Origin of the sequence: Acinetobacter sp. LoGeW2-3, from assembly GCF_002688565.1 — a bacterium.
Taxonomy (GTDB): domain Bacteria; phylum Pseudomonadota; class Gammaproteobacteria; order Pseudomonadales; family Moraxellaceae; genus Acinetobacter.
In genome coordinates, this window is sequence record NZ_CP024011.1 from 1,532,032 (window position 1) to 1,557,412 (window position 25,381).

Consider the following 25,381-nt stretch of genomic DNA (forward strand, 5'->3'; position numbering starts at 1 on the left):
GTTTTTTTACAGGTGCATTTTTTTTGATTTTTTGGCTAAAGTGTGTGCTGTTTCTTAATTTAAATCAGTTATGATAATTAATCCTCAGAAAACACACCAAGTTCGTTATATCAATGAGGTCGCTATGCCTTATCTTGCGCTGATACTGATCTTATGTAATATCATTCTCTTTCTCTATAATTTTTATAATTGAGTGATTATTGAACGTATAAACAAGCCATAAAATTATAAGAACAAACCGTGCTTTTTCATTTTTTTCATTCAGATACTCTGTTTATGCCCTTGTAACATTCCGATCAAAAGGTAACATTTAGAGTATTAATCCTTTATAGTACGCATGCTGAAAAAATGCAGGAAAACGCTTAGCTATGAAAAATCAAACAGCGTTTGAGACTCAATCACTCATAGAAGTGAAGGGTTTGAGCTTCAAGCGAGGCGAACGTGTGATTTATGACAATGTCAGCCTGAATATTCGTCGTGGTCAGATCACTGCCATTATGGGACCTTCTGGTACCGGTAAAACTACATTATTACGTTTGATTGGCGGACAGTTGACGCCGGATCAGGGACAGGTATTGCTGGATGGCAAGGATATCGCACGTATGTCACGTAGCGAACTGTTTGCCGCACGTGCGCGTATGGGCATGCTCTTCCAGAGCGGTGCATTGTTCACGGATATGAGCGTCTATGAAAATGTGGCTTTCCCGATTCGTGCACACACTAAATTGCCTGAGCATCTGATTGCTGAAATCGTGGCGCTCAAACTGGAATCTGTCGGCCTGCGTGGCGCAGAACAGATGATGCCATCCGAATTATCTGGTGGTATGAACCGTCGTGTGGCATTGGCACGTGCGATTGCACTCGATCCAGAACTCATCATGTATGATGAACCGTTTGCCGGACAAGACCCGATTGTGATGGGCGTGCTGACACGTCTGATTCGTTCCCTGCGTGAAGCATTAGACCTCACGACAATTATCGTTTCTCATGATGTAGCAGAAACTCTATCAATTGCTGACTACATTTATGTGGTTGCACAAGGGAAGATCCAGGGCGAAGGCACACCTGAAGAATTAAAAGCACATCCTTCTGCATTTGTTCAGCAGTTCCTGACAGGTTCTGTTGAGGGACCTGTGGACTATCAGTTTAGCCATCAGGCTTATTTAAGTGATGAGGTGCGTTCATGAATGCCATTGCCTTATTGGGTAGACGCGTCATCGAACGTGTGCGCGGGATTGGGGTTGCGACCCTGATGCTGTTGCAAATTCTAATTTCGATGCCAACCTGGCTCGGGGTCAAGCTATTTGTCTACCAGATGTATCGAGTGGGTGTGCTGTCACTGCTGATTATTTCAGTATCCGGCCTATTTATTGGTTCGGTGCTTGGTCTGCAGATGTATACCATTCTCTCGACCTTTGGTAGTGAGGCAATGCTCGGTACTGCAGTAGCTTTAACTTTACTGCGTGAACTGGCACCTGTCGTAGCAGCTTTACTGTTTGCCGGTCGTGCTGGTTCTGCATTGACTGCTGAAATTGGTTTGATGAAAGCGACTGAACAGTTATCTAGTATGGAGATGATTGGGGTTGATCCGTTGAAACGGGTGATTTCACCACGTCTTTGGGCAGGTATTTTCAGTCTGCCAATGCTATCCGTGATTTTCGCTGCCGTAGGTATCATGGGCGGTAAAATGGTCGGTGTAGATTTCCTTGGCGCAGATGAAGGTGCTTACTGGAGCGGCATGGAAAGTACCGTGCAGTTCTATAAGGATATCTTTAACGGCACCATCATTAAAAGTTTTGTATTTGCATTAATTTGTACATGGATTGCGGTGTATCAGGGTTATGCCTGTGAGCCAACATCTGAAGGGATTGCAACGTCCACAACACGTACTGTGGTGTATTCATCGTTGTGTGTTTTAGGTTTTGATTTCGTGTTGACTGCGGTCATGTTCGGAGGTGTTTAATGAAATCACGTACCAGTGAGCTGGCCGTTGGTGTTTTTGTCATTCTATTTGGAATTGCAATTTTCTTCTTGGCAATGCGTGTTAGTGGTTTAGTCGGAACCAATATTGCCGACAGCTATAAAATGACAGCGACTTTCGAAAATGTGAACGGTATTAAGCCGCGCGCTAAAGTGGCTTTAAGTGGTGTGAAGGTCGGTCAGGTAGATACCATTACACTTGATCCTGTGACTCGTTTGGCAACCGTGCATATGACGCTGGATGGCTCTCTGACATCGTTCAATGCTGAACAGTTGAAGAAAGTACAGCAAGAAGCTCTAGATGAATTACGTTACAGTGCTGACTATGAAGCTGCGGCTCCTGCGCAACAAAAAACAATGGAAAAACAACTCTTAGATAACATGACATCCATCACCAATATTGATGAAGATGCTTACATTATGGTAGCGACTAATGGCTTGTTGGGTGAAAAGTATTTGAAAATTATTCCAGGTGGCGGTCTGAATTATCTAAAACGTGGTGACCAGATTGCGAATACCCAAGGCACCATGGAAATTGAAGATTTAATTACCAAATTCGTGACAGGTGGGGCAGGCAGTAAGTCATCAGAAACTCAGGAAGCATCTGCTGATGAAGCAGCGACTTCTGAAGCTACCGATGCAGAACCTGCATTTGTTGAATAATAGATTGAGGAAATTTGAGTGAATATTTTAGTGAAACAAACCCTTGCAGCAAGCATTCTATCTACCATGGCGATGGGAAGCGTTTTTGCTGCTCCGGCTGAAGCACCCCCTGCATTTATCAAGAAAGTAGCAGACAATCTGATCACTCGTCTGAAAGCAGATCATAGCAAGTTGCAAAGCAATCCGGCACTGGTGAAAACTATTATTCGTCAGAACCTTGATCCATATATCGACTCACAAGCATTTACCCGTATTGTAATGGGTACTTATGCGACCAATCAGTATAGCTCTGCTGCACAGCGTGCTCAGTTTGAACGTAACTTCCGTGAAACACTGATTGAAAACTATGGTTCAGCATTTGCGAAATATACCAACCAGTCTTATAGCATGCGTCCATACAAAGACACAGGTAGCAAGAATCCGGTTGTGACGATTGATTTCCATAACAATGGTGAAAAAATTCCGGTTTCTTTCCAGTTGGCGGATAAAGGTTCACAATGGAAAATCCGTAACATCAACGTTTCTGGTATCGACCTTGGCTTGCAATTCCGTAACCAGTTTGCAGCAACTGTAAAACGTAATGGCGGTAACCTGGATAAAGCAATTGCGAACTTCAAACCAGATGCAGAAGCAGCGGTTGAAAAGAAAAAATAAGATAGGTGAACTGTGATCAAATTCAGTAATCAGGAACTGCATGTTTCAGGCAAAATCGACTATAGCAATGCACAGCAATACTATGAACAGGGGCTGTGTGAAATTCAGTCGCAGGCAGGTTTTCCCATTGTGGTGAATCTGGCTGAGCTTGAAAGTGGCAGTACTTTGGCTTTGGCGATATTGGTTAGATGGTTACGCCAGACGCCAGAAGCGAAAGGATTACAGTTTAAAGCTGTTCCTGAAAAAGTGATGAAGATCATACAGGCCTGTCATTTAGAGAATGATCTGCAGATTATTCAATAAATAAAAAAAGCACCGAAAGGTGCTTTTTTAATGGATATAGAAATAACCAAATAAACTAGTGGAGTTCCCTCTCCTTTTAGGAGAGGGTTAGGGTGAGGTAATTATTTAATAACCCTCTCTCTAACTCTCTCCCAGAGGGAGAGAGGATTCCATTATTCATTTTAAGAAAGATTAATTATTAGATATTTGAGGACTTAATCGTAGTTCTAAAAATATGAACTCATCAAATCCATTTTTTCCATCTAAAGTAAATCAGTGGCCCAAAAAAGAAGACGGCAAGAATAATACTAACGATGACAAAACTGGTAGTACCGTGAGCGAATGGCAAAACTTCAGTGTTCATTCCATAGATACTTGCAACAAGCATCGGTGGCGCAAGCATACTTGGCAAGATCGAGAATCGACGAATCGTGTCGTTCTGTTCGGTGTTAATGAATCCTGAGGTAGTATCGAGCAAGAATCGAACCTTCTGGAATAAGAAGGCATCATGCTCAACCAGAGAGCGGACATCTTCGCTGAGCTCTCGAATATCCGCATCATAAATGTGACTACCCAGCGCACGTGGACGGGACAGGAAGGTGAGTACCCGGCGTAAATCGATCAGACATAGCTGAGCTTTTCCGAGCATATCTTCGAGTTGTGCCAGACGAGTAATCATGTCATCCAGATCCAGAATCTGTTCACGATGGCGGTTGTTCAGCACTTCGGTCGAATATTTCTCTAAGTCCTTATGCACATCTTCCAGAATATCGGCCAGCTCATCCAGTTTCGCTTCCAGCAAACCGAGTAGAATCCAGGTTGGATCTTTATAATCAATCTCATAGTCATTACGGCGCGCGCGGGCACGGAAGGCACGGAACGCGACCAGCTTTTCCCCACGCAGGGTAAATAGCCGATCTTTATGCAGAATGAACGCGACCGTTTGAACCGTGGCTAAAATACTGGACTGGTCTTCGGTATCTTCTTCGACCTGATAATTTTTATTTTTCGTTAAAAAATAAGTGCTGATATGCAAAATACCGTCGTCATCGCGGTAGAATCGTGCACTGGATGAAATGTCTTCTAATGATTTGAGGGTAGGAAGATTTTGCTCATACGCATCCATGATCCATTGCTGCTCTTCCTGTGAAGGTGCAATCAGATCGACCCAAACTAAATCTTGATGTAAATCAAAGTCGCCATTAATAGTGGCATCTTCTAAGCTACCGCGCTCTGTGGCATAAAAGGCTTCAAGCATGCTGTCTTTTCTCCCTTGCGCAGTATGTAAATTGGAATGGGTGTATTTTAGACAAGGAATTGAATAAAAACACTGATTGAACAGTTATTTTTTCAAAAAAACGTTCAATGGGGGATTCCTTGTGATGTTCAGAGAACTAAACGGTGAAAAATGATGAATTCTATCGCAATTTTTTGTGGTTCCGCACTGGGTGTTTCACCTGTTTATGCCGCGATTGCTGAAAAAGTAGGTCAAGCTCTGGCTGCAAGACAACTTACATTAATTTATGGCGGTGGACGTTCGGGCTTGATGGGAATAGTCGCAGACAGTGCTTTGGCTGCTGGTGGCAAAGTGATCGGGGTAATTCCAAAGCAGTTGGTTGATCGTGAATTGGCACATCCGGGACTGACCGAGTTGCATGTGGTAAACAATATGCATGAGCGTAAAACCAAAATGTCAGAATTGGCAGATGGTTTTATTGCGATTCCGGGTGGCGTGGGGACGCTGGAAGAAATTTTTGAACAGTGGACCTGGGCACAGCTTGGCATTCATGAAAAGCCATGCGCATTTTTAAATGCAGAAAATTTCTATACTGGTCTGATTCAGTTCCTGCAATACACTATGGATCAGGGTTTTACCAAGGAACGCTTTATGGACAAGCTGATTGTCAATGCGGACATTGATCAAATTCTGGATGTCTTTGCAGGTTACAAGCCACCACAAGCGAAATGGGGCATGGTGGATCAGCAAGATCTTGTAAAATAAAACTATTTGTTATTTTTAAATTTGAGTTGATATGAAAGTGATTACTGTTGCAGCAGGAATTGTGCTGAACGAAGCCCAACAGTTATTGGTGGTGCGTAAAAAGGGCACCAGCTGCTTTATGCAAGTTGGAGGCAAGCTGGAACCCAATGAAGCACCTGAAGTCACCATTGTGCGTGAGATTCAGGAAGAGATCTGCTGCAACGCTGAAGTACAGCAATTTATTGGCCGTTTTGAAACGAAGACAGCGAATGAGCCAGACCATCAACTAGTGAGTTATGTGTATTTAGTGAAATTAGATCAAATGCCAAAAATTGAGGCAGAAATTGCCGAGATGAAATGGATTGATCTGGATGAGCGGGACCTGTCATTAGCCCCACTGACGACAGAAGTTGTGATTCCGTGGGTGAAGTCAAATTTATTGGCTCAAGCCTGATTCAAAGTTTTGCACCTGCAACACAGGCGGCATAAATTTGCTGGCAGCCAAGTTCTTCCAGCTTTTGACTAAGTGCACGAAGCGAACTGCCTGTCGTGACCACATCATCAATGATCAGCACTTTGCGGTAACGCAGTTTTGATGATGTGCTGATCTGAAATTGTGCCTCAATATCTTCAATCCGTTCCAGTCGGCTTAAACCTTTTTGTGAATGCTGTTTGAGTCGACTTACTGGTTGCCATACTGGAACCTTAAGATGCTTTGCGACCTGTTTCGCCAGTAGTAAGGACTGGTTATAGCCACGCTGTACCAGCTTGTCTGTTGAGATCGGCATCGGAACAACCGCACTGACTTTAGGTAGATTCAGGCTTAGCAGAACACCTGCCAACAGATTTTCCAGATAGAGCTTCTGTTCATACTTAAATAGTTGAATCAAGCGATCCATGGGGTAGTCATAATGACAAGCAATCTGAATCTGTATTTCCTGACGCTGAATAGTTTGATGTGCCCAAGGCAGTTGCTGCCAGCAATCCTGACACACCGAATGAATCGCCTGATAATCACTGTGACAGAGCTGGCAGGGCTGTAACTTGCCCAGCCAGTGCTTGCCTTGCTGAATCAACTTAGACATAGGCATATCGTGGTGCCTCAGGCAGCCAGCGTTTTAATAGCGCATCAGCCTGTTTCGGATAATCTTTTAACATCTGTTGAGCCACATAATGTGACTGATTCAGCAGGTGGTCATCACGTTCCAGTTTGGCCACGCGAAAGCCCATATCACCCGTTTGTTTGGTGCCGAGCAGCTCACCTGGACCACGCAGTTCCAGATCTTTTTCCGCAATGATAAAGCCGTCATTGGTTTCACGCATGATACGCAAACGTTCCTGACCATTCTGGGAAAGAGGGTGCTTATATAGCAAGACACAGAAACTGGCTTTGACACCCCGACCGACACGACCACGTAACTGATGCAATTGCGAAAGTCCTAAACGCTCAGCATTTTCAATGACCATTAAAGAAGCATTCGGTACATCGACACCGACTTCAATGACGGTAGTCGCAATCAGCAGCTGCAGTTCATTGTTCTTGAATTGTTGCATCACGGTCTGTTTTTCATCGGCCTTCATTTTGCCGTGTACTAGACCAATGTTAATGTCTGGAAAGCGCTCCTTGATTTCGGCAAAAGTCGCTTCAGCGGCCTGTGCATCCAATGTTTCCGACTGTTCTACCAGCGTACACACCCAATAGGCCTGTTTGCCTTCAGCACAGTTGGTTGCAATGCGATGTAACACCTCTTCGCGACGATCCAGTGGAATAGTCACGGTTTGAATCGGGGTGCGGCCTGGAGGGAGTTCATCAATAATAGACGTATCCAGATCGCCATAAGCTGACATCGCCAAAGTGCGAGGAATTGGTGTTGCAGTCATCACCAACTGATGTGGTGACATCCCATCTAAGCCTTTATTGCGCAGGGCTAGACGTTGATCTACACCAAAGCGATGCTGTTCATCAATAATCACTAAGCCCAGTTTGGCAAACTCGACATTTTCCTGAAATAGAGCATGCGTGCCTACGACTAGATTAGCACTGCCATCTTTAATGCTTAGTTCTGTAGCAGTACGGGCTTTACCTTTTTGCTTACCAGAAAGCCAAGAAACATTTAGTCCGAGTGGTTCAAACCATTTTTTAAAATTTAAATAATGCTGTTCTGCGAGAATCTCGGTGGGTGCCATAAGAGCCACTTGCCAGCCTTCTTCTAAAGCATGACAGGCTGCGACACCGGCAACCAGTGTTTTACCTGCACCTACATCGCCCTGTACCAGACGCAACATCGGTTTGTTACCTTTCATGTCATGGGCAACTTCACGAGACACGCGTTTTTGTGCTCCAGTCATTTCAAAAGGTAGGCCGGCCAGTAGCTGTTTGGCATAACGCTTACTTGGGGAAAATGCAGGAGCTTCAACCTGCTGAATGAAGGCACGACGTGTGAGCAGGCTGATCTGATGTGCCACCAATTCTTCAAAGATCAGACGCTGTTGAGCTGGATGTGAACCTTGTGCCAGTTGCAACATATTGGCATCAACTGGCGGATGATGGATATATTCCAGTGCCTGTTTCAGGTCATAGCCATTGCTGAATTTTGCTGGTAATAGTTCTGGCAGATCATCACTATGTAGGGCTAAGGCTTGCTTGATATATTCACGCAGTTTTGGCTGAGTCAGTCCTTCAGTGGCTGGGTAGATCGCCGTCAATTGGGTTTGTGGCAGTGGGGTATGTTCAGTAATTACCTGCAGTTCAGGGTGATACATTTCCAAACCACGTGCACCGACACGCACTTCACCGAAGACTCTGAGGCGTGCACCGAGTTTGCAGCGGTCGGTAATGCCTTTATAGATATGATAGAAACGTAGAGTAACTTTGCCCCAGTCATCATCCAGTAGCACTGCCATAGACTTGCGTTTGCCCGGTGGAAAATCCACGCCTTTGACAATACCTTCCAACAAATAGCTACGTCCCACGGTCAATTGATTCATGGGAATGATCGTGCTACGGTCTTCGTAATCACGTGGCAGATGAAAGAGCAAATCATCAGTTGTAAACAGATTTAATTTTTCAAGTAATGCGGCGGCGGCATTGCCGACACCTTGTAACTGATGGACTGCAGCCATGTCCCCTCAACCAGGTCTTGTGATTCGGTGCTGAATGCATATTTTATTTATCGGTTATGGTAAAACATCCGCACGTATAGCTAAACAATTATTTGAGCAAGGTCATCAAATTAGCACAATCAGTCGCAGTGCTAAAACGGATTTGTATGCCACTCATCATATTCAGGATGTGCATCAGCTTGACCTCAGCAGCTTTGCGCCGATTGATTGGGTCTATGTCCTGCTTAGTCCAGATCAAAGCACGGTTGAGGCCTATCAACAGACTTATCTGGACTCCGTTCAGCCGATTGTCACTGCCTTAAAATCTCACCCTGTACAACGTTTAGTAGTGGTATCTTCCACCCGAGTTTACGGTGAAAATGCTGGAGAGAGGATAGATGATGACAGCGCGATTTATCCGGATGATCTGCAAGGAGAAATTTTGCGTCAAATGGAACAGGCTTATTTAGCAGCCTATCCAGACCGATGCACGATCATTCGCCCAAGCGGAATTTATGGCACCTCGGTGGCACGCTTAGAGAAAATGGCTACAACGATGACCAGCTATCCAAATTTGCACTGGTCGAATCGAATTCATATTGAAGATTTGTCACGTTTTATGGTGGGAATGATTCACGTGGAACATCTTGAATTTTCATATATTTTGACCAACAACCAGCCACAGCTGTTGCATGAAGTGCTGCAATGGTTCCAGCAGCAGATGGGGTTACCTTTATTGAATGTGGAAAGTGAGAAGGTGACTGGGAGAAAGCTCTATGCAACACGTATGGAAAAGATGGGGTTTCAGTTAAAGCATCAAGATTGTTTTCGGGATTATTTGGAATTGATGAAGTAATCCACTCATCTTGCATAAAGTTGAGTTCCCTATCCTTTTAGGAGAGGGCTAGGGAGAGGTTAATTTGTTTGAAATTCTCCCTCATCCCAACCTTCTCCCAGAGGGAGAAGGAGCTTAAAGAATTTTATTTCTTCTTCCGCTTTGCACGTTTCTTCGCTTGTTCTGCTGCCAACGCATCCAACGCTTCTTTCAGTTCTTCATCAGTAAAGGCTGTCAGGTTATGCAGCATTTGCAGCTTCACTTCATCCAATACTAGATCAGCATACTGAGCGATATTCTTGAAGCTTTCATCAAAGACAATCGCATTGTCTTCATTGGTCGCAATATAGCCTTTTCTGGTCAGTGTTTTGATAAAGCTTTGGAACAGCGCTTTATCAAAGAACTCTGGTGAGTTGAACTCGTACAGTACAGACAGGCGTTGACCAACTAGATGGCTTAGTTCTTCAACCTGACGGGTCGAAATGTTGCCTGAACCGCGTTGGGTGATGAGTGCCAGCGTCATGTAATAACGCTCGATACTTTGCATCACAGGTGCAGCCAGAACTTCTAACTGATGATGTGCTTCACTGTTAGGTGTCGGTGCAACTAGATTTTCACTATCTTGCGCAATCAGCTTGGCCGCAATCAAGGCATCAATATAAGCATTGACTGGCGCCTTAATTTCATCTTCATCCCATTTCAGAAATAGTTCAGCTTTCAAGAATGGATATAGAGTACTGCTAATATTCACCACATCATCACGGCGGATAATACCGTTATGATTGACCAGTGCAGCGACTAATGACGGTAATACAAAGGCATGCAAAATATTGTTGCGGAAGTAAGTCAGTAAAATCGCCTGATTATCTTCAATGGCAATAATATTGCCTAGCACATGATCCACACGTTTAATCAGCTTCAATTTCATTGCATAGGCAATGATTTCCTTACCTGATAACGGTGTTACTTGCATACGTTCATCGTATGGCAAGGAGATCAGCAGATTACGATAGGTATCTAGCTGTTTGATACAAATCGCTTCATCCAATGTGTGTTTTGGCGTTGCCAACAGAATGAGTGACAGTAGAGATACCGGGTTGATCACCGCTGCACGGTTGATATTTTCTAGAATCGCCTGTGCAGAGCTGTTGACTGCTTCAGATACCGCTGGTGGAATTGGATCATCATTCTTTTCAATTTTGACATCTTCCACACCGTGCTGTTTCAGGATATCATCTAAAAAGACGGGCTCACCAAAGTTCAGATGCACTTTACCGAAAACACGTTCAATCTTGCGCAGAGTCTTGAGAATGCCAAAGATCGATTCGGCTTCTTTCGGTTTACCATTCATTTCACCCACATAAGTTGCACCTTCCATCAGGCGTTCATAGCCGATATAAGTTGGTACAAATACGATTGGCTTAGACTTGCCACGCAGGTGACCATGCACCGTCATTGCCAGCATGCCAGTTTTTGGTGGTAATAAACGACCAGTACGTGAACGACCACCTTCAATGAAGTATTCCAGTGGATTGTTACGAGACAAAATACTGTATAGATATTCTTTAAAGACAGTCGTATAAAGCGCATTGCCGCGGAAGGTACGGCGAATAAAAAATGCGCCACCGCCACGAAGAATCTGCCCCACAAATGGCATATTCAGGTTATCACCCGCAGCAATATACGGCACCATCAGACCACGGCTATAAATCACATATGATAGTAGCAGGTAGTCGATATGACTGCGGTGACATGGCGCATAGACAATTTCATAGTCCTTCGCCAGTTCACGCACGGTACTGAAGTTATGCACTTCAACGCCGTCATAGAGCTGTGTCCACAAACGGGTTAATAATTTGTCGGCAAAACGCACGGTTGAGTTTGAATAGTCTGATACGATCTCATTTAAATAACCAATCGCACGACGTTCAGCTTCGTCTACACTAATTTTGCTGCGAATGCTTTCATTGCGAATAGCCGCTTGTACATCTGGGGACTTGATCAGGCCCTGCATCACATTACGGCGATCGGAAAGATCAGGGCCTAGAACGACTTCACGCTGTGCATCCAGATAGTCATTTAAGGTGCTGACAATATACGTTGCGGGAGACAGATTTGGATGCGTTACTTTGGCATGATCAATGAGCGCACGTAGTGATTGCGCTTCATGGAACTCTAGATAAGACTGACGACCATGCAGACCGATATTCACCAGCTGTTTCATCTTGCTTGGTGTTGACCAGGTATCGGTAAATAACAGTTTGAACCAGGAATCTTCTTTCTCTGGCTCACGACCCCACAGTACAGTTACTGGAATTAGTTCTACATCTAGTTCAGGATTTTGTTCCAGTACTTCAATCAGACGTAGTAAACGCGGCGGGAAAGCATGCGGTGGTGAGCTCAGCAGATTACTCTCATCGTGATATTGCAGGAACAATACTGATGCTTTTTCTTGGCTGGTGCCCAGATCCATTGGATCAAGTGCAGCAGGCAATTTCAGGCGACGGGTTTCACCATCCACCACCAACGCATTACTGCGTGAATGATTTTGCAGAACATAGCACACAATCTTTTTCTGATCTTGCTGGTCAGCCGCTGGAGCAGGGACTTCCGTTGGTACTTCCCCAAGTACATGCGGGGTAACCACAAGTTCAAGCATCTTACTTGAAAGCTTGCGATACATTTGACCAAAGCCACTCTTGGACATACCTACTCCTAATTTTACTGACCAGAACCACAGGATTTCTGAGGGGAATCTATTTTGATAGATTGTATTTGAAAACAATATGTCATTTTCTAACAAATTCTACAAAAGTTCTTTGATTTTAACGTGAAAAAACGTTTTTTTTATCGGAACGTACACAAAGGAAATGACAGGACAGTCAGCCAATCTCTAGGGATTTACTCAGAATTTGTGGCAGAATATTCTCAGAAATGAAGCACATTGTTATTTTTCCAATTTTGGATATCCCGAATATCGTATAGGTTGCCTATGAATGTCTTAACACAAGAACTGGTTGAATTGCTTAGCCTGGAAAAGCTGGAAGAGAATATTTTCCGCGGAATTAGCCGTAACCTGGTAGGCAAGCGCGTATTCGGTGGACAGGTGTTAGGGCAGGCATTGCGTGCAGCATCGTATACGACTGATCGCCCAGCACATTCATTACATGCCTATTTCCTGTTTGGCGGTGATGTCAATGCGCCGATTATCTATGAAGTAGATCGTATCCGCGATGGTAAGAGCTTTGTCAGCCGTCAGGTTCGTGCGATTCAGCATGGTCGAACCATCTTTATGTGTATGGTGTCTTTTACCCAGCCAGAGGAAGGACTGAACTATCAGATTTCTGAGCCGGAATATCCACCAGTTGAAAGTCTGAAAAATGAAGCTGAGCTGAAGCATCAAATCGTTGAATTTGTGCCTGAAAATGTACGTGCTTCATTCATGCGTGACCGTCATGTGGAAATCCGTCCGGTGATGCCGGTGAATCCATTCCAGCCGCAACCGGAAGCACCGAACTATGCACATTATGTGCGTACACAAGATCTAATTTCTCCAGAAGTTGATGAAGTATCTCTGCATCAAGCAATTGCAGCGTTCTACTCAGACTTTACTTTGATGACCACTGCACTACGTCCGCATGGTCTGAGCTATCTATCTCCAAACCTGCAATGTGCCAGTATTGACCACGCCATGTATTTCCATAGACCATTCCGCGCCGATGAATGGATGCTGTACGATATGGATGCAACTGTAAGTGCCAGCTCACGTGGTTTGAACTTCGGTCGTATGTGGCAAAATGGGGAACTGGTCTGCAGCACTACCCAGGAAGGCCTGATTCGCTTACGTGAAATCGAAACCCAGTAAGACTGAAAATAAAAAAAAGCCGGACTGAAGTTCCGGCTTTTTTATTACATCATCTACACTTAGTGGCAATGAGGTACTTCATTAGTCGAGTGCTTATGACAACCTTGTTGCTCTTTATTGCCCGAAGAATGTGCAAAAACCTGCCCGATGCTGCAAATAAGTGCAACAGCAATAATCATTTTTTTCATGAACGTGTATTTCCTTTCTATAAAACTATCTTATTGCACTGATTAAGCACATCGCGTGCCAGAATTAGTTACATCAACATATGTATTAAATGAATAATCAAAGAGATTATGCTGCAAAGCATTTATAAAATTTTACTCGATTATCCAAAACTTGCATGGCATAGTGCCGGATAAGTTCAATATTAAAACGTCTATGAAGATGAGCTTAAATACGCAGATTTTAGTTGCCGCGGTATTGGGTGTCCTGTTTGGTTTTTTATTAAATCTTTTTCCACAAACCACCTTTGAAGATGTCAGTCTGTATGGCCTAGGCATCATGAGCAGCATTTTTATTGGTTTGTTAAAGATGCTTTTGGTTCCGCTGATCTTTAGCTCGATTGTGGTTGGGGTATCCAATCTGCAGGCAGGTGGGCAGCTGAGTCGAACCTGGAAAATCACCTTGGCTTGCTGTGTCACCACGACTACGCTGGCACTCATCTTGGGGTTGGCTTGTGCGCATCTTTTTGACATCGGTAGGGGTGTCGATGTCGTGATGTTCCAGGATGCCATGGCCCAACATAAAACCCCCGATACTTTAACGCCGTCTTCATTCTTCACCAACTTTATTCAGAATACTTTAATTAATCCGTTTAAGGCTTTTGCCGATGGTAATGTGCTGGCAGTGGTGGTCTTTGCGTTATTTGTCGGAGTAGCATTGGTCGCAGGCGGGGATAAATTCCGTACCGTGCGTAAGCTCAGTATCCAGTTCTTTGACATCATGATGCTGATGATTGGCTGGGTGATGAAGCTGGCACCTTTTGGGATTTTTGCATTACTTGCCAAGCTGATCGCCACTGAAGATATTTCGGTACTGAGCCGTCTGGCAGAATTTGCTGCTGTAGTGACGGGAACGACCATTTTCCATGGTCTTGTAGTCCTGCCATTATTGCTGTGGATCTTTGGAAAAATGGATCCGATTACCTTTTTCAAAGGCACACGTGCAGCACTGATTACAGCGTTCGCAACCAGTTCCAGTTCAGCCACCATGCCACTCTCTATGAAATGTGCGCAGGAAAATCTCGGTGTACGTCCGCATACCGCAGGTTTCGTAATTCCGCTTGGGACCCAGCTAAATATGGATGGTACGGCACTGTATGAAGCTGCCGCAGCTCTGTTTATTGCCAATCTGATGGGGCTGGATTTAACTTTAGGTCAGCAACTGGTGGTTTGTGCCACTGCCATGATTGCATCCTTAGGTGCGCCGGGTATTCCAAGTGCTGGGATGGTGACCATGATCATGGTACTGCAATCGGTCGGTCTGCCGGCTGAAGCCATTGCGATTCTGTTGCCGATTGACCGTTTGCTGGATACGGTACGTACGGTGGTGAATGTGCAGGGCGATATGATGATCAGTGTGGTAGTCGATCGACATACCCGTGAACCGCAACTGGATTAGTCCATTTCCAGATTTGGATTAAAAACCACTTCCCACAAGTGTCCATCCGGATCCTGAAAATAGCCTGCATAGCCGCCATAAAATGTGGCTTGTGCAGGTTTCACAATCTTGGCGCCAGCTTTTTCAGCCTGCATCATCACTTGATCCACATCTAATGGGCTATAAACATTATGTCCCAAGGTCATTTGTGTCGGACACATTGGGCTGAGTTCCAGTCCGGTATCATGCTGAATACTGCTTTGCGGCCATAAAGCCAGTTTGAGTCCGGCCTGCAATTCAATAAAAGCCACTGCGCCGTATTCAAATTCTTGACCAATAATCCCTTCACTGGGAAAACCTAAGCCATCTCGATAAAACCGCAATGAAGCCTCTAAGTCGCACAAACCGAGTGTAATCACTGAAATCCGTGCTTGCATAGGTCCATCCTGATTATGATTGTTATCGTTCTATCTTAGGATAAATAAAAAGCAGGGAAGCGATCCCTGCTGTTAGAAATTGTAATAAGAGAGGGCTTAGGCGACTTTTAAACCCACGCGTTTGGCAGCAGGGGAATGGTTGAGATAATGTAGTGCATCATCCGTACTGCCTTCATGTACTGGGTCATACCAAGGCATCAGGTAGCCGAGTTGTTGTGAGACCAACCAGAGGGGATTGGGCAGTAAGCGATTATCTTCTTGGGAAATACGGAACCATTCTTTCCAGATCCACGGTTTATACACTGCAGGCTTAATCTGCTTAAAGCGCGGATCTTGTACTAACAAACGCGCTGCACCATCAACCCAAAGACCAATTACGCCAATAATTACCACCACGCTTAAATAGTAACGGGCAATATACCCACCCCCGAGATGGCGGTATAAATCGAAAGCAACACTGCGATGCTCGATTTCTTCAGCACCATGCCATTTCACTAGATCCAGCATATTCGGGTCGGCACCGAGTCGTTCCCACTCTGTATTGTAGAGCGCGTATTTCCCAAGGACACAGGTCATATGTTCCACCGTCGCAACAATTCCAAGACGGAACAGATCCCATTGATGTGCTGCGATTTTAGGAACTTTTAGACCAAATGGCTGATCAGCCAGCAACTTATTAAATAGGAAATTCATAATGTCCAGATTGTGCTGGATATCAATCTGACGCTCAGACAAATATTCTTTATTGGCCGAGTTATGTGCTTGAGCATGCATGGCTTCCTGACGGATAAAGGCCTGTACATCATGTTTTAATTTTTCATCAGTGATCTGCGGCAGTACCTTGTTATACAGGCGGCAGAACCAGAATTCACCGGCCGGCAGAATATTATTAATTTCATTGACGAAGTAACTGGAAAAAGGCTGATTCGGAATCCAGTCAATCGGGGTATCTTGCCATTCAAACTTGACTTTGCGCGGCTGGATGAAATAGGAAATTGAAGAGCCAATTTTTGTTGTTTTGAATTGCGAGAGTAAAGACATGGGGTGTATCCATCACTGCTTGATAAAGACAGTATGAAAAAAATGTCCCGAATCGCTGCAGGCAATACGGGACATTATTTTGTCACTTGGATCACATCACACTTATTTTGGTGGATCTTGTTCGACAATCTCTGACTGATCTGCTTCAACCGGCGCATCCAGATCATTTAATTCACTAGGAGTGATTTCATGAGCTGGTTCTGAATCAGTTTCATCTTCGAGTTCAACCGATTCAATCGGCTCATCAGCTTCGTTCAAATCATGGATTGAAGCTTCGGGAATACTGTCCAGATCAAATTCAGTTGGTTGATCCAAAGTAAAGTTTAGACGACCCGCCATCACGCTTGCCAGTTCTTCCAGACCTTCTTTGTTTAAAGAAGAGAACAATTGAATCGAGAAGTTCAGCTTCATTTTATTTAATGTTGCTTTAACTTCTTGTAGGGCTTTAGAGGCAGGACCGCGATTCAGTTTGTCTGATTTGGTGAGCAATACATGCACGAACAGGTGACGTGAATAAGCCCATTCCAGCATCATGACATCGAAGTGCTGCAGCGGATGACGGATATCCATCAACAGCACCAAGCCTTGCAGGCTCTTACGGTGAATCAGGTAATTTTCTAGTTCTTTCTGCCAGACCAGTTTCATTTTTTCAGGTACAGCTGCATAACCATAACCCGGTAAATCGACCAGACGCTGATCCGGATTGCCCAAGCTGAAGAAGTTAATCATCTGGGTGCGGCCTGGTCTTTTCGATGCACGTGCTAGTTGTTTTTGATTGGTTAGCGCATTGATGGCACTAGATTTACCTGCATTGGAGCGGCCAGCGAATGCCACCTCATAACCGGTATCTTCAACACATAGATTGAGTTTCGGAGCACTCATTAAAAATTCAGCTTTACGCAACCAATTAAGCGAGCGTACAGAGTATTCAGTAATCGCAGGATCGACTTTTTTGGTATAGCTAATCTTTTGCTTTGGGGCAGCAGCTGCCTTACTGTTTTTCGATTTTCCTCTGCTGTGGTGCATGGCTCACTTCAATAACTCAATTTACAAGCAGCTATTATAAAGGAAGTCGCTTGGGCAAGCGAACTTTCAATGCAAGACTTAGTAAGCAGAAAGAGAAAACTAGAGATTGATCAGGCTGATCGGAGACTGTGTACTGTAATGTCCTTGCAGTGGCGTCACGACTTCACTTAGGGTGTACTGATCCAAGCTGGCATAGAACTGTTCTACGGCATCATCCAAAATGCCTTTCAAGCCACAATTGCTGCGCAGCACGCAGGGTGGGGTATTACATTCTACCACCTGGCTATCCTGTTGCAGGATACGCACAATTTGACCGAGTGGAATTTTTAAGGTGAGCGGATTCATGCGAATACCGCCGCCTCGTCCACGGGTGGTGATGAGCCAGTCCTGCTTCGCCATAAAATGTACAATTTTTACGGCATGATTCTCTGACACCTGCAGCTCATTTGCCAGTTCCGCAATGGTATACGGCACTTCTTTCGGCTGGGCGATGTACATAAGAATCCGTAAGGCGTAATCAGTAAATTTATTTAACTGCATTATAAATCTAGAGTTTTCATAAAAAGCAAGGCTAGTCTAACACAGCCAGACTAGCCCTTGCTTGATTTCAGTTTAAGCTGACTGCTCAGTGGCGAACGCCACCAGTGCCAAAGGCTTCACTGTGAATATTCTCAGCAGGAATGCCTCGTGCAATCAGCACTTTGTGTTGTTCTGCCATAAATGGCATTGGGCCACACAGGTAGTAATCCGCATTTTCTGGTAATAGGGCACGGTCAACATTACTCAAATCCAGACGACCTGCTACATCATAATCCTCACCCAGTTTGTCACCTTGATGCGGGAATTCATAAGCAGTCAGGGTGCTCAAACGTGGATATTTAGCTTTCAGATCATGGATGTGCTGCTTCATAGCATGAACCTGTTTGCTACGGCAGGCATGAATGAAAGTCACAGGTTGTGGCATATCCAGTGTTACCAGTTGATTCAGCATCGCCACCATTGGAGTCAGGCCGACACCACCGCTAATAAATACATTACGTTTGTTTGGATCAATCAGGTAGAAATTACCTGTCGGTGCAGATACTTCAATTTCCGAACCTTCTGCCAGGCTATGTAAAGTATTCGATACCCAACCTGGAACCAGATCACCTTTTTGATCTTCACGTTTTACCGAAATACGCAGGTATTCATCTTGAGGGCAAGTTGAAAGCGTATATTGACGCGGTTGTCTTAAGTTTAATTCAGGGACAAACACACGTACAGAAATATACTGACCTGCTTCATATTTCGGTAATGGACCGCCGTCAACTGGTGCTAGGTAGAACGAAGTAATCTCATCGCTTTCTACCACTTTTTTCGCAATCTTGAAATTACGCCAGCCTAACCAGCTACCTTTAGTTTGTTCATGCTGCTCATAAATCGCTTTTTCAGTCGCAATGAACAGGTCCGCTAATTGACCATACGCCGCAGCCCAAGCCTCAATCAGTGGATCTTCCATAGAAATGTTCAGCACTTCGCTGATCGAATGCAGCAGATTTTCCCCAACAATACCGTAATCCGGCGCTTTAATATTCAGGCTGACATGTTTATGTGCAATCAGTTCAACTACAGGTAACAGCACAGAAGGATCTTCGATATTTTCAGCATAAGCCAGAACTGCACCAGCCAAAGCCTGTGCTTGAGCACCACTGCGCTGGTGACCCATGTTGAAGGTTTCTTTCAGGTCCGGGTTATTGCCTAACATACGGTTGTAGAAATAACCGGTTAAGGCAACGCCATTTTCACGAAGGACAGGAACTGTAGCTTTTACTAGGTCAATTTGCTGTGGAGTCATAGTAGATCTCTCATGGCTGTTATTTATAAGATGTATTTAAAATACATTTTTAAAGGTATATTCACAATACATCTTTAAATAAAAACCATAAAAAAATTATGGGATATCAAAATATCCCATAAAAATGACGAAGATGATCGGAGAAAGGAGGGCTATCTCTTGCCGAATAATGAACCTAATAAACCGCGGACAATTTTCTGCCCAGTACTTCCGCCCAAGCTACGTGCCGCACTTTTGGCAAAGGTACCAACAATGTCCTGTGTTAGCTTTTCACGTTGCTTGGCTGAACGTTCTGCTTCCTTCTGTTGCTCGCGTGCCAGACGTTCCTGTTCACGGGCTTGTTGTTTGGCGAATGCTTCTTGTTCTTTTGCGACTTGTTTGGCATGAGCCTCTTGTTCTTTGGCTTGCTGTTTAGCAAGTTCTGCCGCCTGAGCTTGTTGCTGACGTTCAGCGACTTTGTTTTGCAGCATTTCATGGGCACTTTCCCGATCGACCTGTTGCTCATAAATACCGGCTACAACGCTTTGTTGCATTAAAGCTTTACGTTCTTCGGCAGTGATCGAGCTAAAAGAAGAGTGTGGCGGCATGACCCAACCGCGCTCGACAATTTGTGGTGTGCCTTTTTCATCCAGGCAGCTAATCAGTGCTTCACCAACAGCCAGCTCGGTAATAGCCTCCTGAACTTTAAATTCTGGATTAGCCCGGAACGTATCGGCAGCTGTTTTTACTGCTTTTTGATCTTTGGGTGTGAAGGCACGTAAGGCATGCTGCACACGATTACCAAGTTGACCGAGCACGCTTTCAGGAAGATCCAATGGATTCTGGGTGATAAAGTAAATCCCCACACCTTTGGAGCGAATCAGACGCACGACCTGTTCGATCTTGTCCTGCAGGGCGGGGCTAGCATTATCAAACAGTAAATGCGCTTCATCAAAGAAGAACACCAGTTTAGGTTTATCCAGATCACCGACTTCTGGCAACTGTTCAAACAGTTCTGACAGCATCCATAACAGGAAAGTTGCATACAGCTTTGGTGTGTTCATCAGCTTGTCGGCAGCCAGGAGGTTGATATTACCGCGACCCTGACTATCGGTTTGCAGAAAATCCATCAGATCCAACGCTGGTTCACCAAAGAACTTGTCACCGCCCTGATCGGCCAAAGCTAAAAGATTGCGTTGAATAGCGCCAAGGCTGGCTGGTGAAAGATTGCCGTATTCTGCCTTGAAGTCAGCTGCATGCTCACTGACATAACTTATCATTGCCTTTAAATCTTTAAAATCGATCAGCAGTAATCCCTGATCATCAGCAATACGGAATACTGCAGACAGTACACCTTCTTGAGTGTCATTCAGATTCAGAATACGGGCGAGAAGGAGAGGACCAATTTCAGAAATGGTGGTGCGGATCGGATGTCCTTGCTCACCGAATAGATCCCAGAACACCACGGGTGAGGCTTCGAAAGGAATGGAGTCGATATTCAGGCTTTTAATGCGCTCATCAAATTTAGGATTACTTTCGCCGGGTTTCGCCAGGCTAGAAACATCACCTTTGGCATCAGCCAGGAATACGGGTACACCAATTCGGGAAAAGCTTTCTGCCAGTACCTTTAAGGTTACAGTCTTGCCGGTACCAGTAGCGCCGGCAATTAGTCCATGACGATTGGCGAGCTGAGAATGCAGCACGATATCTTGTGTAGTATCGGCGGTTTTTTTAGCGATTATGATTGGTGTACCCATATAATTTCCTATTGTTATTTATTCATTTTTAACTTTTTTCATCTGTTGTAGTGCATGTTGAATATCTTCAATCAGATCTTCAGGGTGTTCCAGCCCGATACAGAAGCGAACTAGGAAGCCATCTTTCAAATGTGAATGTTCAAGCACACGCATTTCTTTTAAGTTATATAACATGACCAGGCTGACAGGACCACCCCAGCTAAAGCCAAGCTTAAACAGTTTTAAGTTGTCACAGAAATTGCGGATATCTTGCAGTTCATATTTGTTGTCAAAAATCACACTGACCAGACCAGCACTATGACCTTCCTTGCAAATTTCTTTCCAATACTGATGACCGGCACTATGTGGATCGGCTGGATGTAGTACTTGCACAAACTCCGGTTGCTGTTTTAACCAGGCCAGGATGTTTAGCGCACTACTAGATTGATGTGCATAACGCAGTTGCATGGAAGCGAGACTACGTTGTACTTGAGCAACATCATCACCTGATACGGCAATGCCCTGAATGGCATGTGCGCGGAACAGTTTATGATGTAGTTCTTTATTACGGGTTACGACTGAACCCATCAGGATGTCACCGCCACCACTTGGATATTTGGTCAGCGCATGCACGGACAAATCTACGCTCAGGTGCTCATCACCAAAGTCAAAGGCGTTAAAGGCTAGGCCGGCACCCCAGGTATTATCCAGTGCTGTCAGAATATTGTGGGCTTGAGCTTTTTTCACCAAGCCATTTAAGTCCGGAAATTCCAGTGTGACTGAACCCGCTGCTTCCAACCAGATCAGTTTGGCTTTCTCGGATGGATTAAAGCTTTCCAGGCACACTGGATTATAAACTTGCACCTGAATGCCATAACGTGTTTCCAGATTACGCAGATGCTCCATATTTGGGCTATAGATATTGTCTGGTACCCAGACCTCATCACCATGGCTTAAAAAGCAGGAATTCACGAGATTAATCGCGGATAAACCGCTGGGTGCCAGCAGGTGATAGAGTCCACCCTCGAGCTGGGCAATGTTGTCACCCAAAGTAAATGTAGTTGGCGTGCCATGGGTGCCATAACTATAGTCATAGTCATCAGTCCAATGGCGATTAAACAGGGCATCGGTGTTATTAAAAATAATCGTTGATGCACGATAGAGGGGAGGTTGAACCGTCGAAATGTACTGAGGGGCCTTTCGTGGTGCATGAATCAGGGCGGTTTGAGGATTTTTTTTCATGCTGCAGCTCATATCTGGAATCAAAAACAGCTTTAGCTTAAGAGAATCTGTGCTTTAGCGCTACTTACGTTATCAATTGTTTAAAAACCTTACGTAAAAGAAAAAGTTGGCTTCATTTTTGCAAAACCTAGCTCATATAGATACAAGAATAGGTTCGAGCGCATGAAGTCGCATTTACGAGTACATTATTTTCAGCATATTGCTGGTGAAGGTTACGGTAGTTGTCACGAATTTTTAAAGCAGCATCAGGCACAAATTACAGCCACTGAATTTTTTGCTTTACCAGTGGATCGTCCACTGGAAATAGAAGCGCTGCCTGCAGTAGAAGAAGTGGATTTACTTATCATTATGGGCGGCACCATGAGTGTTAATGATGAGGCGAATTATCCTTGGCTAAAGCTCGAAAAACGCTGGTTACGTCGTTATCTTTCTCAAGGCAAGCCAGTCATTGGCTTATGTTTAGGTGGGCAGCTGATTGCTAATGCTCTGGGGGCAGCAGTAAGTTATAACCCAGAACAGGAATTAGGCTGGATGTCGGTCAGTAAAGTGGCCAATGTGCCAACAGACTGTTTTAATTTGCCTGAACAATTCAGGATTATGCAGTGGCATAGTGAGACCTTTGAAATTCCAAAAGGGGCGGTGCATCTGGCAGAAAATGAAGCCTGTCGTAATCAGATGTACCAGTTGGGCAAGAATGTACTTGGTTTCCAGTTCCATCCTGAGATTACCCCAGAAACCTTGGCCCTGTTTTTAGAAGATGAAGATGAACTGTTAAAATTTTCAGGAAAATATGTACAACCTGTGCATGAGCTTAGAAAAAGTCCAAAATCAAATTTTATTGAAGGAAATCAAATACTAAATCGCGCAATTGAATATGTCGTGGAAAAATCTGCCTAACGGGTGAAAAACAAACTCTTGATTTCCCAATCAAATTGATTCGTAGACGAAAACCATAAAATGGATTTGCTTATGCAATAAACAATGGCTATAATAGGCCACCCTTCGATAGGAAGGGCGTTAACTGCGAAGAAAGTAGTTAACTATCGTTACAGTCGTGGCATCGATCATGACCTTAGTGATAATTCACTGCTCTTGACACTTACCTCAAAAATTAGTGGGGTGAGATGCGTCAAGAGTGATTCTTTATATATTTGGCTTGGAGTTTACTGGTATGTCTAACCAGAGAATTCGTATCCGTCTTAAGTCTTTTGATCACCGTCTAATTGATCAATCAGCTCAAGAAATCGTAGAAACAGCAAAACGTACTGGCGCACAAGTTTGTGGTCCAATTCCAATGCCTACACGCATTGAACGTTTTAACGTTTTAACATCACCACACGTAAACAAAGACGCTCGTGACCAGTACGAAATCCGTACTTACAAGCGTTTGATCGACATCGTTCAACCTACAGACAAAACTGTAGATGCATTGATGAAGTTAGATCTTGCAGCTGGTGTTGATGTTCAGATCGCATTGGGTTAAGGCTTTCGGGTTAATTAACGCTCTAAGTTAATTAGGCCGCTTTTTTAGAGGTTTATGCACATGGCTATTGGTTTAGTCGGTCGCAAGTGCGGTATGACACGTATCTTTACAGATGCTGGTGTTTCTGTGCCTGTTACAGTGATTGAGGTTGATCCTAACCGCATCACTCAAATCAAAACGCTTGAAACTGATGGTTATCAAGCGATTCAAATCACTACTGGTGAACGTCGCGAATCTCGCGTAACTAACGCTCAGAAAGGTCACTTCGCGAAAGCGGGTGTTGCTGCTGGTCGTCTGGTTCAAGAATTCCGCGTATCAGAAGCTGAGCTTGAAGGTCGTGAAGTTGGCGCTACTATCGGTGTAGATCTGTTCACAGTTGGTCAAATTGTTGACGTAACTGGTCAGTCTAAAGGTAAAGGTTTCCAAGGTGGTGTTAAACGTTGGAACTTCCGTACTCAAGACGCTACTCACGGTAACTCTGTTTCTCACCGTGTTCTAGGTTCTACAGGTCAAAACCAGACTCCTGGTCGCGTGTTCAAAGGCAAAAAAATGGCTGGCCATTTAGGTGCTGAACGCGTAACTACACAGGGTCTTGAAATCGTTGCTATCGACGCAGAACGTTCAGTTCTAGTTGTTAAAGGCGCGGTTCCTGGTGCTACTGGTGGCGACGTAACTGTTCGTCCTACGATCAAGGCCTGAGGGGAAATAACGTGAATTTAAATACTGTTTCCGGCTCTGCTGTTGAATTATCAGAAGTTGCGTTCGGTCGTGAATTTAATGAAGCTCTTGTACACCAAGTTGTTACAGCTTATTTAGCTGGTGGTCGTCAAGGTTCTAAAGCTCAAAAATCACGCGCAGACGTTTCTGGCGGTGGTAAAAAACCATTCCGTCAAAAAGGTACTGGCCGCGCTCGTGCTGGTTCTATTCGTAGCCCAATCTGGGTTGGCGGTGGTAAAACTTTTGCTGCTCGTCCACAAGACTGGTCTCAAAAAGTAAACCGTAAAATGTACCGCGGTGCTATGCAATGCATCCTAGCTGAACTTGTTCGTCAAGATCGCTTAGTACTAGTTGAAGAGTTTGCTGTTGCAGCTCCAAAAACTAAAGAATTGCTTGCAAAACTTAACGACTTGAATGCTACTCGTGCATTGATCGTTACTGATGCTGTTGATGAGAACTTGTATCTAGCTGCTCGTAACCTTCCACACGTAGATGTGGTTGATGCGACTGCAATCGATCCTGTTAGCTTGATCGCGTTCGATAAAGTTGTTATGTCTGTAGCTGCTGCTAAGAAAATTGAGGTAGAACTCGGATGAACAACGAACGTTTATATCAAGTCCTGCAAGGACCTGTTTTCTCAGAAAAAGCACAAGTTTTAGGTGAAACTGCTGGTGTTCAAGTTTTCAAGGTTGCTACTGATGCAACTAAACTTGAAATCAAAAAAGCAGTTGAACAATTGTTTGGTGTTCAAGTTGTTAAAGTTAACACTACGATCACTAAAGGTAAAACTAAACGCTTTGGTAAAACATTAGGACGCCGTTCTGATGTTAAAAAAGCATACGTCACCCTGAAAGCTGGCCAAGATGTAGAAATGGCTGACTTGGGCGATGCCGCTGAAAGCGCAGCGGAATAAGGACGAAAA

At 44.4% G+C, this 25,381-nt stretch carries 26 protein-coding genes; 15 read left to right on the forward strand and 11 right to left on the reverse strand.

Translation table 11 applies throughout. The features are described from left to right. The first annotated feature begins 368 nt into the window (after positions 1-368). From BS636_RS07295 to BS636_RS07315, 5 genes are read left to right on the forward strand one after another with little or no spacing between them, the layout of a single operon-like run. Entirely contained in the window at positions 369-1,187 is an 819-nt protein-coding gene (locus tag BS636_RS07295) for an ABC transporter ATP-binding protein (RefSeq protein ID WP_099338181.1), read from the forward strand. Next, a complete protein-coding gene (gene mlaE, locus BS636_RS07300; RefSeq protein ID WP_099338182.1) occupies positions 1,184-1,963 on the forward strand; it encodes a lipid asymmetry maintenance ABC transporter permease subunit MlaE in 780 nt (259 codons plus the stop codon). The genes BS636_RS07295 and mlaE overlap by 4 nt, the downstream gene beginning before the upstream one ends. After that, the gene (locus tag BS636_RS07305; RefSeq protein WP_099338183.1) at positions 1,963-2,643 is read left to right on the forward strand and encodes an outer membrane lipid asymmetry maintenance protein MlaD; all 681 of its coding nucleotides are present in this window, start codon (positions 1,963-1,965) and stop codon (positions 2,641-2,643) included. The genes mlaE and BS636_RS07305 overlap by 1 nt, the downstream gene beginning before the upstream one ends. Positions 2,644-2,661: 18 nt before the next feature. Then, positions 2,662-3,297: an MlaC/ttg2D family ABC transporter substrate-binding protein gene (locus BS636_RS07310; RefSeq protein ID WP_099338184.1), complete on the forward strand. Its 636-nt coding sequence runs from the start codon at positions 2,662-2,664 to the stop codon at positions 3,295-3,297. A 12-nt stretch (positions 3,298-3,309) separates the two neighbouring features. Then, entirely contained in the window at positions 3,310-3,600 is a 291-nt protein-coding gene (locus BS636_RS07315; RefSeq protein ID WP_099338185.1) for an STAS domain-containing protein, read from the forward strand. A gap of 223 nt (positions 3,601-3,823) precedes the next feature. On the opposite strand, the gene BS636_RS07320 is transcribed toward BS636_RS07315, so the two are convergent. Beyond that, positions 3,824-4,837 (reverse strand): CorA family divalent cation transporter, encoded by a 1,014-nt coding sequence (locus tag BS636_RS07320; RefSeq protein ID WP_099338186.1) that lies wholly within the window; start codon positions 4,835-4,837, stop codon positions 3,824-3,826. A 153-nt stretch (positions 4,838-4,990) separates the two neighbouring features. On the opposite strand from BS636_RS07320, the gene BS636_RS07325 reads away from it, so the two are divergent. Both BS636_RS07325 and BS636_RS07330 read left to right on the forward strand, forming a co-directional pair. Next, positions 4,991-5,581: a TIGR00730 family Rossman fold protein gene (locus BS636_RS07325; protein WP_099339624.1), complete on the forward strand. Its 591-nt coding sequence runs from the start codon at positions 4,991-4,993 to the stop codon at positions 5,579-5,581. Between the two features lie 31 nt (positions 5,582-5,612). After that, positions 5,613-6,014 (forward strand): NUDIX hydrolase, encoded by a 402-nt coding sequence (locus BS636_RS07330; RefSeq protein WP_099338187.1) that lies wholly within the window; start codon positions 5,613-5,615, stop codon positions 6,012-6,014. 1 nt (position 6,015) lies between these two features. On the opposite strand, the gene BS636_RS07335 is transcribed toward BS636_RS07330, so the two are convergent. Continuing rightward, positions 6,016-6,651 (reverse strand): ComF family protein, encoded by a 636-nt coding sequence (locus BS636_RS07335; RefSeq protein ID WP_099338188.1) that lies wholly within the window; start codon positions 6,649-6,651, stop codon positions 6,016-6,018. After that, on the reverse strand, positions 6,638-8,683 hold the full coding sequence (recG, locus tag BS636_RS07340) for an ATP-dependent DNA helicase RecG (RefSeq protein ID WP_099338189.1): 2,046 nt from the start codon (positions 8,681-8,683) through the stop codon (positions 6,638-6,640). Before recG ends, BS636_RS07335 begins: the two co-directional genes overlap by 14 nt. A 34-nt stretch (positions 8,684-8,717) precedes the next feature. Here recG and BS636_RS07345 point away from each other — a divergent pair, with 34 nt between their 5' ends. After that, complete coding sequence (locus tag BS636_RS07345) at positions 8,718-9,518, forward strand: NAD-dependent epimerase/dehydratase family protein (RefSeq protein WP_099338190.1); 801 nt, start codon at positions 8,718-8,720, stop codon at positions 9,516-9,518. A 124-nt stretch (positions 9,519-9,642) separates the two neighbouring features. Here BS636_RS07345 and plsB read toward each other — a convergent pair whose 3' ends face one another. Continuing rightward, positions 9,643-12,204 carry a glycerol-3-phosphate 1-O-acyltransferase PlsB gene (gene plsB / locus BS636_RS07350; protein ID WP_099338191.1) on the reverse strand — a complete coding sequence of 854 codons (2,562 nt, stop codon included), beginning with the start codon at positions 12,202-12,204 and terminating at the stop codon, positions 9,643-9,645. Positions 12,205-12,489: 285 nt separating this feature from the next. On the opposite strand from plsB, the gene BS636_RS07355 reads away from it, so the two are divergent. Together BS636_RS07355 and BS636_RS07360 are read left to right on the forward strand one after the other, a co-directional pair. Further along, positions 12,490-13,362, forward strand: coding sequence for an acyl-CoA thioesterase (locus BS636_RS07355; RefSeq protein ID WP_099338192.1), 873 nt, complete (start codon positions 12,490-12,492; stop codon positions 13,360-13,362). 387 nt (positions 13,363-13,749) lie between these two features. Continuing rightward, positions 13,750-14,985: a dicarboxylate/amino acid:cation symporter gene (locus BS636_RS07360; protein WP_099338193.1), complete on the forward strand. Its 1,236-nt coding sequence runs from the start codon at positions 13,750-13,752 to the stop codon at positions 14,983-14,985. Here the strand turns inward: BS636_RS07360 and BS636_RS07365 are convergent. From BS636_RS07365 to BS636_RS07395, 7 genes are all read right to left on the reverse strand, one after another. Further along, the gene (locus BS636_RS07365) at positions 14,982-15,401 is read right to left on the reverse strand and encodes a VOC family protein (protein WP_099338194.1); all 420 of its coding nucleotides are present in this window, start codon (positions 15,399-15,401) and stop codon (positions 14,982-14,984) included. The two genes, BS636_RS07360 and BS636_RS07365, sit on opposite strands and share 4 nt — an antisense overlap. A gap of 96 nt (positions 15,402-15,497) precedes the next feature. Beyond that, on the reverse strand, positions 15,498-16,442 hold the full coding sequence (locus BS636_RS07370) for a metal-dependent hydrolase (RefSeq protein WP_099338195.1): 945 nt from the start codon (positions 16,440-16,442) through the stop codon (positions 15,498-15,500). Between the two features lie 102 nt (positions 16,443-16,544). Next, positions 16,545-17,468 carry a ribosome biogenesis GTP-binding protein YihA/YsxC gene (gene yihA, locus BS636_RS07375; protein WP_099338196.1) on the reverse strand — a complete coding sequence of 308 codons (924 nt, stop codon included), beginning with the start codon at positions 17,466-17,468 and terminating at the stop codon, positions 16,545-16,547. A 99-nt stretch (positions 17,469-17,567) separates the two neighbouring features. Continuing rightward, a complete protein-coding gene (locus tag BS636_RS07380; protein ID WP_099338197.1) occupies positions 17,568-18,008 on the reverse strand; it encodes an RrF2 family transcriptional regulator in 441 nt (146 codons plus the stop codon). Positions 18,009-18,093: 85 nt separating this feature from the next. Further along, complete coding sequence (gene hmpA, locus BS636_RS07385; RefSeq protein WP_099338198.1) at positions 18,094-19,302, reverse strand: NO-inducible flavohemoprotein; 1,209 nt, start codon at positions 19,300-19,302, stop codon at positions 18,094-18,096. Between the two features lie 152 nt (positions 19,303-19,454). After that, positions 19,455-21,038 (reverse strand): helicase HerA-like domain-containing protein, encoded by a 1,584-nt coding sequence (locus BS636_RS07390; RefSeq protein ID WP_099338199.1) that lies wholly within the window; start codon positions 21,036-21,038, stop codon positions 19,455-19,457. A gap of 18 nt (positions 21,039-21,056) precedes the next feature. Next, positions 21,057-22,259 carry a PLP-dependent transferase gene (locus BS636_RS07395; RefSeq protein WP_099338200.1) on the reverse strand — a complete coding sequence of 401 codons (1,203 nt, stop codon included), beginning with the start codon at positions 22,257-22,259 and terminating at the stop codon, positions 21,057-21,059. 162 nt (positions 22,260-22,421) lie between these two features. Here BS636_RS07395 and BS636_RS07400 point away from each other — a divergent pair, with 162 nt between their 5' ends. The 5 genes from BS636_RS07400 to rplW all read left to right on the forward strand — a co-directional run bounded on the left by BS636_RS07400 (position 22,422) and on the right by rplW (position 25,372). Further along, the gene (locus BS636_RS07400) at positions 22,422-23,156 is read left to right on the forward strand and encodes a type 1 glutamine amidotransferase (RefSeq protein WP_099338201.1); all 735 of its coding nucleotides are present in this window, start codon (positions 22,422-22,424) and stop codon (positions 23,154-23,156) included. A 274-nt stretch (positions 23,157-23,430) separates the two neighbouring features. Continuing rightward, positions 23,431-23,742, forward strand: coding sequence for a 30S ribosomal protein S10 (gene rpsJ / locus BS636_RS07405; RefSeq protein ID WP_000070912.1), 312 nt, complete (start codon positions 23,431-23,433; stop codon positions 23,740-23,742). Between the two features lie 60 nt (positions 23,743-23,802). Continuing rightward, on the forward strand, positions 23,803-24,441 hold the full coding sequence (gene rplC / locus BS636_RS07410) for a 50S ribosomal protein L3 (protein ID WP_086195775.1): 639 nt from the start codon (positions 23,803-23,805) through the stop codon (positions 24,439-24,441). A gap of 11 nt (positions 24,442-24,452) precedes the next feature. Next, a complete protein-coding gene (gene rplD / locus BS636_RS07415) occupies positions 24,453-25,055 on the forward strand; it encodes a 50S ribosomal protein L4 (protein WP_004786925.1) in 603 nt (200 codons plus the stop codon). Beyond that, positions 25,052-25,372 carry a 50S ribosomal protein L23 gene (rplW, locus tag BS636_RS07420; RefSeq protein ID WP_099338202.1) on the forward strand — a complete coding sequence of 107 codons (321 nt, stop codon included), beginning with the start codon at positions 25,052-25,054 and terminating at the stop codon, positions 25,370-25,372. The genes rplD and rplW overlap by 4 nt, the downstream gene beginning before the upstream one ends. The last annotated feature ends 9 nt before the right edge of the window (positions 25,373-25,381 follow it).

Coding starts and splice junctions, on each gene's coding strand:
- BS636_RS07395 (WP_099338200.1), bottom strand. CDS start 22,259: ATGAAAAAAAATCCTCAAACCGCCCTGATTCATGCACCACGAAAGGCC.
- BS636_RS07365 (WP_099338194.1), bottom strand. CDS start 15,401: ATGCAAGCACGGATTTCAGTGATTACACTCGGTTTGTGCGACTTAGAG.
- BS636_RS07335 (WP_099338188.1), bottom strand. CDS start 6,651: ATGCCTATGTCTAAGTTGATTCAGCAAGGCAAGCACTGGCTGGGCAAG.
- BS636_RS07320 (WP_099338186.1), bottom strand. CDS start 4,837: ATGCTTGAAGCCTTTTATGCCACAGAGCGCGGTAGCTTAGAAGATGCC.
- BS636_RS07325 (WP_099339624.1), top strand. CDS start 4,991: ATGAATTCTATCGCAATTTTTTGTGGTTCCGCACTGGGTGTTTCACCT.
- mlaE (WP_099338182.1), top strand. CDS start 1,184: ATGAATGCCATTGCCTTATTGGGTAGACGCGTCATCGAACGTGTGCGC.
- BS636_RS07370 (WP_099338195.1), bottom strand. CDS start 16,442: ATGTCTTTACTCTCGCAATTCAAAACAACAAAAATTGGCTCTTCAATT.
- recG (WP_099338189.1), bottom strand. CDS start 8,683: ATGGCTGCAGTCCATCAGTTACAAGGTGTCGGCAATGCCGCCGCCGCA.
- plsB (WP_099338191.1), bottom strand. CDS start 12,204: ATGTCCAAGAGTGGCTTTGGTCAAATGTATCGCAAGCTTTCAAGTAAG.
- BS636_RS07360 (WP_099338193.1), top strand. CDS start 13,750: ATGAGCTTAAATACGCAGATTTTAGTTGCCGCGGTATTGGGTGTCCTG.
- rplW (WP_099338202.1), top strand. CDS start 25,052: ATGAACAACGAACGTTTATATCAAGTCCTGCAAGGACCTGTTTTCTCA.
- BS636_RS07355 (WP_099338192.1), top strand. CDS start 12,490: ATGAATGTCTTAACACAAGAACTGGTTGAATTGCTTAGCCTGGAAAAG.
- BS636_RS07330 (WP_099338187.1), top strand. CDS start 5,613: ATGAAAGTGATTACTGTTGCAGCAGGAATTGTGCTGAACGAAGCCCAA.
- rpsJ (WP_000070912.1), top strand. CDS start 23,431: ATGTCTAACCAGAGAATTCGTATCCGTCTTAAGTCTTTTGATCACCGT.
- BS636_RS07400 (WP_099338201.1), top strand. CDS start 22,422: ATGAAGTCGCATTTACGAGTACATTATTTTCAGCATATTGCTGGTGAA.
- BS636_RS07345 (WP_099338190.1), top strand. CDS start 8,718: ATGCATATTTTATTTATCGGTTATGGTAAAACATCCGCACGTATAGCT.
- BS636_RS07380 (WP_099338197.1), bottom strand. CDS start 18,008: ATGCAGTTAAATAAATTTACTGATTACGCCTTACGGATTCTTATGTAC.
- hmpA (WP_099338198.1), bottom strand. CDS start 19,302: ATGACTCCACAGCAAATTGACCTAGTAAAAGCTACAGTTCCTGTCCTT.
- yihA (WP_099338196.1), bottom strand. CDS start 17,468: ATGCACCACAGCAGAGGAAAATCGAAAAACAGTAAGGCAGCTGCTGCC.
- BS636_RS07305 (WP_099338183.1), top strand. CDS start 1,963: ATGAAATCACGTACCAGTGAGCTGGCCGTTGGTGTTTTTGTCATTCTA.
- BS636_RS07390 (WP_099338199.1), bottom strand. CDS start 21,038: ATGGGTACACCAATCATAATCGCTAAAAAAACCGCCGATACTACACAA.
- rplC (WP_086195775.1), top strand. CDS start 23,803: ATGGCTATTGGTTTAGTCGGTCGCAAGTGCGGTATGACACGTATCTTT.
- BS636_RS07295 (WP_099338181.1), top strand. CDS start 369: ATGAAAAATCAAACAGCGTTTGAGACTCAATCACTCATAGAAGTGAAG.